The 12,205-nt window shown below is 42.0% G+C and carries 6 protein-coding genes; 1 reads left to right on the top strand and 5 read right to left on the bottom strand.

The window, feature by feature from the left end; genetic code table 11:
• Positions 1–74 precede the first annotated feature (74 nt).
• From H8S80_RS32740 to H8S80_RS32750, 3 genes are all read right to left on the bottom strand, one after another.
• Positions 75–1,895, bottom strand: coding sequence for a GH25 family lysozyme (locus tag H8S80_RS32740; protein ID WP_117624081.1), 1,821 nt, complete (start codon positions 1,893–1,895; stop codon positions 75–77).
• Positions 1,896–2,093: 198 nt separating this feature from the next.
• Positions 2,094–3,221 (bottom strand): PspC-like choline-binding domain-containing protein, encoded by a 1,128-nt coding sequence (locus H8S80_RS32745; RefSeq protein ID WP_002601646.1) that lies wholly within the window; start codon positions 3,219–3,221, stop codon positions 2,094–2,096.
• Between the two features lie 114 nt (positions 3,222–3,335).
• On the bottom strand, positions 3,336–5,156 hold the full coding sequence (locus H8S80_RS32750) for a phosphotransferase (protein ID WP_117624080.1): 1,821 nt from the start codon (positions 5,154–5,156) through the stop codon (positions 3,336–3,338).
• 1,250 nt (positions 5,157–6,406) lie between these two features.
• Here H8S80_RS32750 and H8S80_RS32755 point away from each other — a divergent pair.
• The gene (locus H8S80_RS32755; protein ID WP_117624078.1) at positions 6,407–8,077 is read left to right on the top strand and encodes a cell wall-binding protein; all 1,671 of its coding nucleotides are present in this window, start codon (positions 6,407–6,409) and stop codon (positions 8,075–8,077) included.
• A 315-nt stretch (positions 8,078–8,392) separates the two neighbouring features.
• Here the strand turns inward: H8S80_RS32755 and H8S80_RS32760 are convergent, their stop codons facing one another.
• Positions 8,393–9,979, bottom strand: coding sequence for an N-acetylmuramoyl-L-alanine amidase family protein (locus H8S80_RS32760; RefSeq protein WP_117632801.1), 1,587 nt, complete (start codon positions 9,977–9,979; stop codon positions 8,393–8,395).
• Positions 9,980–10,382: 403 nt separating this feature from the next.
• Complete coding sequence (locus tag H8S80_RS32765; protein WP_117624077.1) at positions 10,383–11,801, bottom strand: ATP-binding protein; 1,419 nt, start codon at positions 11,799–11,801, stop codon at positions 10,383–10,385.
• Between the last annotated feature and the right edge of the window lie 404 nt (positions 11,802–12,205).

Here is a 12,205-nt window from a genome sequence, read left to right on the forward strand (position 1 = left end):
AGGAACCGCCTCCTGTCTAATTAACAGGGAGGCGGTTCCTTTTTTGCAGCTGAAGCTGCTTTTTAATGTCTTACTTATTTAATTCCAGGCCCGATCTCTTTCGTTGGAGAAGTTGTCTGACTGCTGTCAGCCGGAGATTCCTGTGATGCATTGCCGGCGCTCTGTCCATTCTGTGATGCATTGCCAGCGTTCTGTCCATCCTGTGCAGCACCTTCCGCCGGTTCTTCTACCTTAGTGCAGACGCCGTTTGCGTCGACGGTATAATCGACACCGTCAAAATCTAGGGTAGTGGAAGCCGCCATCTTGCCGTCAGCAGGATTTAAGTAGTAGAGCTGCCCGTTGATCTCCGTGAGACCCGTGACCATGGCGCCGCTGCCGTTGAAATAGTACCATGCGCCGTCAACCTCGCGCCAACCAACGGTCATCTTTCCGGAAGAGGTGCTCAAGTAGTACTTCGCGCCGCCGTCCTTCAGCCAGCCGGTCTGCATTCTGCCGTCCTGGTTTAAGTAGTACCAGTTTCCGTCCGGATTGATCCATCCGCGGGCCATATCGCCACCCTGATTGAAATAGTACCATGTGCCGTCCAGCTGCCGCCATCCGGTAGCCGCCGCGCCGCTGTCGGTCAAGAAGTATTTTTTATCACCTTCCGTATGCCATCCGGTTACCATGGAGCCGTCGCTGTTTAAGAAATACTTCGTTCCATTCTGATCCAGCCATCCGGTAGACATAATACCTGTATCCTGAAGGAAATACCATTTTCCGGCCAGCTGCTTCCAGCCGGTAGCCATCTTTCCAGAAGCCTCATCGAGATAATAATACTGATTCATCTGCTGAAGCCATCCCGTCTTCATGGTACCGTCGTTGTTTAAGAAATAACGTGAGCCGTTATCATCCAGCCATCCGGTACTCATCGCACCACTGGCATTGAAGAAATACCATTTGTCGGAAAGCTGTTTCCAACCAGTCACCATGCGTCCGGTCGTGTCGTCGAGATAATAGTTAAGTCCCAGCTTCTCCAGCCACCCGGTAGAAGCAAGACCTTCGCCGTTCATATAGAACCAGCCGGTCCCGTCATTGATCCAGGCGTCCTTTTGCATCTGATAGTTCTGGTAATAATACGTCTTGTCCCCGATGGTCCTCCAGAGATTCCCCGGGAGATAGGGAGTTAAGTCCTTGTAAAGGAAATTGATATCAACGTTACCGCTGATGCCCTCGATGGATCCGGTGCTGGTGGCCTGCCACATGATCGGATCGGAAAAGTTATGCTTTACCTCGTAGCGGGCCACCCACACGTCATAGTGCATGTTTGTCATATCGATCTTATTGGCCAGCCAATAGTCGTTGGCATAGACCATGGGATAATACCCGGCCGCCTCCACCCGTTCGCAGAAGGCGTTGATGATCTCCGTGACCTGTGCCGGCGGAAGAGAACCCAGTGTGGAGCTGTCCTCCGCGTCAAACGCGATTGGAAATGAAATCGGATAATCCTTTACCAGATCGAGGACGAAATCCGCCTCCTCCACAGCCATCTGCGGTGTGGTTGCCAGCGAATAAATATAGGCGCCGACCCGTACTCCGGCATCGGAAGCCTCCTTCACATTTTTGTGGAAATAGGGGTCTACCGCCCCTTTTGACCGGGTACCCAGCATGACGAATTCCACATCGTCAGCGGCTACTGTATTCCAGTCAATATTGCCCTGCCACCGGGATACGTCGATTCCTCTTGCCACGACGCCGTCGATCACGGTTCCATCCAGCATCTGATAATACCCGTTTACCCGTTCATAGCCCGCAGCGTAGGCGGGCGGGGCGGAGTACAGGAATGCTCCTGAACAGCCCATGACGGCGCTGAGCGCTGCCGCCGTAATTCTTCCAGTAATTCTTCTGTGCTTCAAAGTGTCAGCCTCCTCATCCTTGCAGTCAGTTGTTCCGATAAAACTACGATGGGTATCCGCGCCGAAGTGCAGATACCCACACAAAACCTTTATTTCCGCGAGCAACGAGCCAGGTGCCATGCCTGAGCATTAGGCGGCTGCCGCGGTGTATTTAACTGAATTACTCTGCCTTTTACGGCAGTATGTCTGAATTATCTATCAGCCCGGTCCGTTTGTGAGTCCCGGTGCCAGCTGGTAAACACCATTGTTGGAGGAAGAGCCTCCTGGAGCATTGCTGCCTCCCGGCGAGCTGCTGCCGCCTGGTGTATTGTTATTGCTGCCCGGGGCGCTGCTTAAATTTCCATTCCCCGTGGAAGATCCGCCGGGGCCACCGGAAGTATTAGTATTGGTGTTGGTATTGGAACCAGGCGCGTTCGTATTATTCGTTCCGCTGCCTGGCGCCGATACATTGCCGCCTGTGCTGGGCGCGTTGGAATTGCTGTTCTGGTAAGCGCCATTGGAAGCAAATGTATAGCTGACTCCATCAATTGTCAAAGTCGTATTAGCCGCCATCTTCCCGGTAGAAGGATCGAGGTAATAATAGACACCGGAAAGCTGAATCCAGCCTGTCATCATATGGCCTGCATCATTAAAATAGTACCAGGAGCCTTCAAGTTCCTTCCAGCCGTGAGCCATCTTACCGCTCGAAGTATCCATATAGTACTTATTCGTACCATCGCTGAGCCAGCCTGTCATCATCTTGCCGAGAACGTTCTTGCTGTCTGAGTTCAGATAGTAATACTCTCCGCCGATCTGCTGCCAGCCGGTCAGCATCTTGCCATCTGTTCCAAAATAGAACCAGTCGTTACCGATCTGTCCCCATCCCAGTGTGCACTTGCCGTTTTCTTTAAAATAGAACCAGCCGCCATCCATCTCACGCCATCCGGTAGACATGGTGCCGTCGCCCTTCATATAGTAATAATCATCACCGATTCTCAGCCAGCCCTTCACGAGAACACCGGTGTCATCCATCAGGTAGTAATACTTCCCGCCGTCTTCCACCCATTTCGTTGCCATGGCTCCGTTGGAACGGAAATAATACCAGTTATTATTAATCTGTTTCCAACCCGTCACCATGTAACCGGTCGAGAGATCCATATAATAATAAGTACCGTCAGTACTTTTTGCCCATCCTTTATGTACAGACCCGTCCGCGTCCATATATTTCCACTGTGAGCCTTCCTGCTGCCATCCTGCCGCGGCCCACGCGGTGCCAGCCGGTATTAAAGTCGCGCTTCCCACGAGTCCGGCCAGGAGTAACGCAGTCATTGTTTTCCCACATCTCATCCTAATCTCCTCCTATTCTTACAAGATACGACATCACATATGAATTCATTATATCACAGGAGGCCTTATAATGCATAAAAAAATTATTACGATTTGTGGACAAATTTCCAAAACTCATCCAATATCCCTGCATTTTTTATAAAAATGCTTTGCATACCGGTACATTATGATCGTATATTCACCGAATTCTTCCCCCAAAGATGCCTTATACACAGCCCAGAGACTCCACAAAAATCCGCCAAGCGCCATATGTGCGTAGACAGAGTATCGCTCATCAAGCGACGGTTCCCGCTCCAGATACACCCGGATCAGACGTTCTGTCTCCTCATCCGTATAATAGGAATAGATCGCGCACATGGCCACGTCCACCAGCGGGTCGCACATACCGGCGTATTCCCAGTCGATCAGCCGGACCCCGCCGTCCTCCAGCATCAGGAAATTATCGCCGTTGTCATCGAGATGAGAGAGGACCTTCCTGCGCCCCATGGAATCCAGGCGGTCCATTAATTCCGTCATCCAGCCATGTACCTTCCCATAATCCTCAAAGGGGATGTCCCCATGCCTTCTGCAAAGGTCTTCATAAAAATCAATCCGCTCTCTCATATCAAAAGAGTGTTCAACCGTAAGGCCTGAATTATGAAGGCGGCGTACAATTGCCATACATTTCTCCATCTGCTCCCAATTGCGGGGATCCGCATTATTTGCGCCATCGTAATACTCCGCGATCTTATATCCGGTATCCCCGTCAAAATAAATGATCTTCTCCGTAATACCGAGTCCGGCTACCACATCATATACTGCCTTTTCCTGTCTGCGGTTAATAAGAAGCTCGGTTCCCGGCCCAGGAATTCTGCAGATATAGTGGCGTTCCTTTACCTTAAATAGAAACGATTTATTTGTCATACCCGATTTTAAGCATCTGATTTCCGTAATTTCCGACTCCGGCACTTTAAAAACCCGGGCGACCAGTTCCATGGCTTCATTGTCAGAGTGACGCTGATATTTGATATCAAATCTCCGAAGCTCCTCCAGATTTTCAAATTCGTACACCTCATCCTCAGGCCTCCGGTTTATGTACATATCAATGTCGCCGTGAGCCTCCTCCAGATTTGGAAGGCGTTTTGCCGCCTCACCCGAGAGCATGTCCATATAGACATTTTCCCAGTAAAACTGTTCTGTCCCTGGAAGCTCATAGTAGGCCTCAAGAACCGGAAGAAACTTCTCAGAAAATTCCTTTGAGAAATAAGCAGGTCCATACATAACCCATTGATCGATGCCGCCAACCGATACGCTCCCGATTCTGCCTTTCTTATTGTAATCGAGGCACCACTCCGAAGTTTCCCCTTCCATAAAAGCAGAAGAGTACCAGGCGCCGCCCTCATAGGCGTGGTACATGTTATGCCGCATCCAGTTGTCAGAAGAGAGCACATACATATTTCTTCCCCGCAGGACCTCCCTGGCGCGGTAAATGGTAGTCAATGTATTTTTAGAAGAATATTCAGGATTATATAGAAGCTTCACATCATATTTATCAATCAGGTATTCAAATTTCTCTTTCAAATATCCCACGACAATCGTGATATTCTGTACGCCGACCTCATGGAGCTGGCGAATCTGCCGCTCGATCATTCGCTCTCCAAAGACTTCCAGCAGGCCTTTCGGCATTTCAAAGGTCAGAGGGACGAAGCGGGATCCAAAACCGGCGGCGATAATCAGGGCCCCGTCAACCTTATACTGTTTCAGAAGCTCCAGTCCGGCCGGGAGCAGCTCATACGCACCGCCGGCACCAGCCAGGGTGATGAGATGTTCCGAAATACATTCTTTTACAAGATTATTGGCCGTTCCGAGAGAGACATCCAGTGCCTGAGCTAATTCCCTCTGTGTGATTGCCGTATTTTCAAGGATAGAACGGCAGATGATTACATTACGATTCATGATAGATACCTCCGTGGTTGATGATCATATTTTAGGGAAATGCATATTGTAAAAAGAAGATGTTTGGTGTTCAAAAATATAGATATATTAGTATATGTGAACATTATAGCATAATTGTATGGAAATGCAAGGCTGGAGTTGGTGAGGAAGTGGGGAGGGGAGGGAAGGGAAGACGGAAGAAGAGACGGAAGAAGAGACGAAAGGAGGGACGGAAGAGAAGGGAAGAGGATACGGAAGAGAGGATTTTGAAGTGGCGCACGACTTAGAAAGGTGTAATTGGTAAATGGAGTGGAATTTTGACAAGTATAAGTATTATATATAGGTAAGTTTAGTATTATTATCAAGCAGATGCGTAGGAAGGAGGTTTGGAGTTGGCGGAGATTTAAAGTTAGGTGAATCTATTTGTTAAGTAGTATGGCATTGATAATCCGATCGATCTGATGAAATAATTTGTGAGGTACGAGGAGGGATAGATATAAAATAGGAGAGTGGGGGAAGATGAAAATATATATGGGGAAGAAAGCGCGCGGGTTACGATAAAAGTAACTATGATGTAGAAAATGCAGTAAAGGTAGAAAAAGTAGTAAAGGTAGTAAAAGCAGTAAAGGTAGTAAAAGCATAAAAGCACAAAAGTATAAAAGTACAAAAGTAGAAAAGTACAAAAGCATAAAAGCACGAAAGCATAGAAGATATAAAAAGCATAAGCTTAAAAGTGTATCTAACCAGATATTCGCAGCCTCTATTATTAAGCCCTTGTCACTAATAGCATTATTGCATTATTAATAATTGAAGCATACCATGAAAGTCCATTACCATAATAATACAGATATGTATATTGGCAATATAATATTAGAGATCATGCTATTAAGATTTCAACAGTATGTCGTATTATGTGAAGTAGTTAAATACATGAAGTAATTTAAGAGAACCAGGTGGATATATTTAAATATGGTCGGATTGTACTAATAGGAGTACAATATGCCGCAGAGGCCCGTTTTTCGTAAAGATTACGTAAGAAAATGCACAGAGAAAAGTTATAGCATTTTTGAAAAAATTATATTATACTGTCAGTGTGATGGAGGAAATGATATTTTCCTGGTGGAATTGTGAATATTTATTACTTTTTGAAAAATATGCAAAAAAAGTGAAAAAAAGTATTGATAATTTCCCTTATAGGAAGTATAATTACCTCGTAATGCAATTAGGAATTTCAAAAAGTATTTCAAAAAGAAAAAGGAGAGTGTATTTTTATGAGAAAGCAGACAAAATTAGTTGCAGTATTATCTGCAGCAGCACTGCTTGCCATCGGTGCTTCCATGACATCTCTTGCAGCAACTGGCTGGCAGGAAGAAAATGGTACATGGGTTTATTACGATAAGAATGGCGATGCAGTAACAGAACAATGGGCAAAATCCGGTAATAACTGGTTTTGGCTTAACGAAGATGGAGAAATGGCTACCGACTATCTGGTAGATGACGACAGCAACTACTATTATGTAGATGCTAACGGTGCCATGGTTACCAATCAGTGGGTATCTATTGAAAATGAAGATTATGATGGAGATGACGGAGATGAGCCGTTAAACTATTGGTATTATTTCGGTGCCAACGGAAAAGCATACAAGAGCTCCTCTAACAGCAACAGCGCTTCATTTAAGACTATCAATGGCAAGAAGTACATCTTTAATGATGAGGCTCAAATGCTCTATGGCTGGATCGATACAGACGGTCAGAGAGTAACCGGAGACGACGACTGGCGTGAAGGCACATATTACTGTGGTGATGAAAATGATGGCGCTCAGAAGGTTGGCGAGTGGGCTTATCTAGAAATTACCGATAATAACTGGGATGACATAGATACAGGACTTTCCAGCAATAATCTGTTTGATGATGAAGACCAGACTCGTTATTTCTACTTCAAAACTAATGGTAAGAAAATGACCGACGAAAAGGGCAAAACCATTAACGGCAGAAAGTACAGCTTTGATGAATATGGCCGTATGAATGCAGAGTGGGTTAACTGGGAGGCTACGCCTTCTACAGCAAGTGCAGGCTCTGCCTCCTATACAACCGGATACAGATATTATGGAGATCCTGAAGATGGCGCAAGAGTTACCAAAGGCTGGTTCCAGGTAGTTCCAGATTCTTATTTGAGCCCAGATGACTATGATGATGATGAGAACAACTGGTATTATTCTGACAAAGATGGAAAATTAGTTGCTTCCGAAATTAAGACAATCAATGGAAAGAAATATGCATTTGACTCCTATGGCGTAATGAAGAGCGGCCTGAAGGCAATTAAGTTTGCTGGAAACAGTACAACTGAAATTGACGAAATTAAGGGTGATGACGGTATTGCTAACATGCATTTCGACACAGAAGATAACTTTAAGGATAACGTTTCTGCATTATACGGAGCTGATTATAAGTTATACTACTTTGGATCCGGCGATGACGGCGCTATGAAGACTGGAAAGCAGACTGTAACCATTGATGGAGAGGATTATTCCTTCTTATTCAATAAATCTGGCAGTTCTAAGGGTGCAGGTAAACTGGGTATCGATGATGATAAGTATTATTTAGGCGGTATGTTATTAAAGGCATCTAAGGATGATAAGTATTCTGTAATTAAGATCACGAAAGATGCGAGTGGCACGATTACTGCACTGGAATGCTTAAGCACAGAAGAATTCCTTGCTGATGTTGATGCAACTTCTTCAATTCCGACAGGAAAAGATGATGATTACGATGAGTACTATAATGTGAAAGAGTCCGCAGCAGATACTGCAACTACACAGTACAGACTTGTAAATACTTCTGGTAGTGTTCAGAAAAATAAGAATAAAGCAAAAGATGGTGATGATCGTTGCTTCAAGGTTGGCAACAGTAAAGAGATCGAGGCTGTTTTTGTAGAAAGCTAATTCTAATTTGTAACAAGAAATTCTAATTGCCAATAAGTTTTATATAGAATGTTGGGAGTGTACGATAAGTATACCCCAACATTCTTTTGTCTACATTGCCCATTTTTACGTACTATGTGCGAGTTATTGCACGCTACCTTATTTAAACAACTTTTATTTAAAGAATATTATACTTTTTTATTGCAGGCTACCAGAGTAAATTAGGAAAATTACTATTCTCAGTACACCTAAAAATGCATTGTAAAAAGGGCTTTGCATATTTCTGTGCAAAGCCCTTTTTAGGCAATTAGAATTCCATATCGAAATTAAAATCAATTATTCGTGATACTTGCAAGTATAGGCACCTTTACCATCTTTGTCAGCTTTTGTTCCACACTTGATATCACTATAGCCTCTGATATGGCCATCTTTATCTGTACAGATATACATATCATCTGTATCCTTTAAGTTCTTCTTATTCTTCATAATAGAACCAGAGGTGTTAACAACATATGTGTCAGTCTCTCCAATAAAATCAGCTGGATCTTCAACTAATGCGCCCTTGGACATAGAGTAAACCTGATATCTCATATCAGAATCTGCCTTAATTCTAAGACCATTCACATAAAGAGTATCTTTTGTCTCATTTAATCCACGACCCTTGTTAGAACCGCTCTTACCGAAGGAGAATGCGTAAACATCGCCATCAATATCGATATTCTGGTTACCTGTCTTCATGGAACCATCGCTGCCTGCGCCGAAGTAATATACATAGACATTAACAGAATCGCTATTGTCGCCAATTACATATTTAACTTCTTTGTTTTCATAGTTCTCAACTTCTAATTTACCATTCTTTAATAAATCAACCTTATCAGCATCACCAATACCGTTAGAACCAACGATCTTGGTATTGCTTGTCATTGCTAATGCCTGAACACCGCTGAGCATTTCGCCCTTAGCGTTAAATGCATACTTCTTGCTGTTGATAGTCTTAATCTCAGATTTTACGAGATCACCATCATTTTCAGCATAAAACCATTTGGATGCATCATCAGCGTTGTCATCTGGATTAACATCTTCCTGAGGAACTACGTTAAACCAGCCTTTTGCTCTCCAGCCCTGTTCTGGTAAGTTGAAGTAGTTGTAGCTGCTGATAGAAGCTTCAGTCTTGGAAGCCTTAGGCATTGCCCATTCAGATACCATCTTACCATTTTTATCAAAACTATACTTTAAGCCGTTGATTGTTTTGCTCTTTAATTCAGATCCATCTTCCTTACCTACTACCTTTTTACCGTTGGTATCAAAATAGAAGTAATAATCCTGATCTGGATCATCCTGGCTGTCATCTACAACAGAGATCTGAGCCCAGCCATTAGCCTGTGCGCCATCATTCTCATCACCACAGAAGTATGTTCCGTTTGTCCAAGCATCATCGCCTGTCTGACGCTCAGATTCTGTGTTAATCCATCCGTAAAGCATTTTTCCTTCGCTATCAAAGGTATACTTCTTACCATTAATGTTCTTAAAAGAAGTTTTTCCGCTTGTAGGAGCTTTGTATGCTTTACCATTAGCCTGGAAATAATACCAGAAGTAATCTGGATCATCATCACCATAGCTGTCAGAGTTTTCTACCTGAATCCACTGATTTGTTACCATAGCGCCATTAGCATCTACGTAGTAGGTATTATCATCATCTTCAATGATAGTATCAGTAGCCATCTCTCCATCGCTGTTTAAATAGAACCATGTGTTACCTGATTTCTGCCACTGATCACTTACCTGATAGCCATCTTTGTCATAATAAACCCATGTACCATTCTCTTCCTGCCATCCAGCAGCTGCGAAGGAAGTCATGGAGGCACCGATAGCTAACAGAGCTGCTGCAGATAATACTGCAACTAATTTTGTCTGCTTTCTCATAATTAATGCACTCTCCTTTTTCTTTTTGAAATACTTTTTGAAATTCCTAATTGCATTACGAGGTAATTATACTTCCTATAAGGGAAATTAGGTGGAAGGAGTGCGTGATTAATAATTGATTTTATTTGATATATAAAAGTTTTGTATTTAAAGTACAGATTATATTTATTTACACGAAATCTATTATATGATTAATATTACTTTAATCGAATGTATATTAATTTCTTATCATGTATATTTATTAGTTTATAATAACACATTAATTCTAGTAAACTTGTAATATTTAGATATTAAAAGCAAGCCTATTATACTGATATTATAATAAGGCTTGCTCTTAAATACTTTAATCCATACTTTATTAGATGCATTACAGGCCTGCCGACACAGAACAAGTACCTGCAGCTTATTCCAAATTATAAAGTTCTTCAAGGCTAAAGAGTTTCATATACGTCTGCGGTTGAGAAGCTAAATTTAAAACACTGTTGCTAAATCCCTTTTTCGAGTATAAAATATACCCCTTATTTGAATATTTGGGAAAAAGTTCAGAGCGCTGGATCAATAATTCCGCCGTATCCTGATCAATTACCTCATTTCGATATTTACATTCGCCAAATACCGCCGTTTTATCAATATCATTTATGCCCAATATATCAATTTCTTCCTGACGTTTCAACACCGGATTATTTCCCCACCATCTGCCCAACTTTAATATTTCATAAGGTAGTTTTTCCTGTGCATTAAGCTTAGCCAGATGTTGGAGGCACATTTTTTCAAATACTTTTCCCATATAATTTTGTAAATCGGGAACAATGATCTTTTCATAAGCCCTTTCTGGTCGCCCCGTATTAATTAGCAGCATACATTGTGGTACATAACGATACCAGAAACGAAACATTTGGTCCGCCAAAATATAGCCGGTTTTCTTCTTATTATCTTCTTCTGTAACAGCACTTTCTTTTTCAACCAATCCCAAAGAGATTAATGACTTAAGGCATGTGGAAACATTTGAATTTTCCATTTGTACTTTATTGGATATTTCATTTAATTTTGTTGCCCCTTTCGCAATTGCTTCAACAATTGCATTATAATTGGCAGGTTCTTTCAATTCCTGTTTCATTAAGTTTGCCGGTTCCTCATAAAGATAGGCATTAGGATTCAAGTACATTTCCAAAATGTTTTCTTTAATTGAAATAGAGTCATCGACCATTTCCAGATATTGAGGAACTCCGCCTGTAATGCCATAGACCAAAGCCTTTTCTTCTGCTGAGTAACGGGGAACAAATAAGGAAGATTCAAAGTAGTCTAAAGGATCCAGACGGAATTGAGCGGTTCTTCTTCCATATAGGGGACTTTGGTATCCCAGGACCTGATTCTCCATAAAGCTCATAGACGATCCACATAAAATAAGCATAATATTACTATTTTTCCACTCTTGGTCAATCATAGCCTGAAGAATCGAAGAAATACTTTTATCTGCCTGAGCCAGATAGGGATATTCATCAATAATAAGTAATATTTTTGATTCTTTTGCTTTCTTTGTAATATACTGCAACGCTACTCTGAAATCCTTGAATGATGGCATCATTGCCGCCTCTTCTTCGCCTAAAAAGGCCAGGTAGACAGAGGTGCTAAGAAGTTCTAAATTAATGGCTATACCGGCCTCTACTGCAGTCATATAGACGGCTGATTTATCTTTCATAAACTCCTGTATCAATCGGGTCTTGCCTATTCTACGACGTCCGTAGATAACTGCCATTTGAAATGTGGATTTATTATATAACTTATTTAATTCATTCAATTCGGTTCTTCTTCCAATAAACATATAAACCCCTCTCTTTACTATTAGGCAACATACTATGAGTGCATATAGTATATCACTTTATAGTAAAACTTTCAATATATAATTATTCCACCATTTCTTTTAAATATTTGATGATTGTTTTTTATAAAAGCAAATTATTAATACAACTATTTTATATTTATTCACGAAAAACAATTATATAATATTTTAATTCAAACATGTACGAAAGAGAAATTTTAATTAGTATTTAATTATAATAAATAGAAAAGCTATAATATTACTGCTTTATCAAGACTTATTTCCTTCTAATTTCCCTTATAGGAAGTATAATTACCTCGTAATGCAATTAGGAATTTCAAAAAGTATTTCAAAAAGAAAAAGGAGAGTGCATTAATTATGAGAAAGCAGACAAAATTAGTTGCAGT

This window comes from Hungatella sp. L36, assembly GCF_014288035.1.

Excerpts from the sequence above, each read along its gene's own strand:
- H8S80_RS32765 (WP_117624077.1), bottom strand. The coding sequence starts at position 11,801 with ATGTTTATTGGAAGAAGAACCGAATTGAATGAATTAAATAAGTTATAT.
- H8S80_RS32755 (WP_117624078.1), top strand. The coding sequence starts at position 6,407 with ATGAGAAAGCAGACAAAATTAGTTGCAGTATTATCTGCAGCAGCACTG.
- H8S80_RS32750 (WP_117624080.1), bottom strand. The coding sequence starts at position 5,156 with ATGAATCGTAATGTAATCATCTGCCGTTCTATCCTTGAAAATACGGCA.
- H8S80_RS32760 (WP_117632801.1), bottom strand. The coding sequence starts at position 9,979 with ATGAGAAAGCAGACAAAATTAGTTGCAGTATTATCTGCAGCAGCTCTG.
- H8S80_RS32745 (WP_002601646.1), bottom strand. The coding sequence starts at position 3,221 with ATGAGATGTGGGAAAACAATGACTGCGTTACTCCTGGCCGGACTCGTG.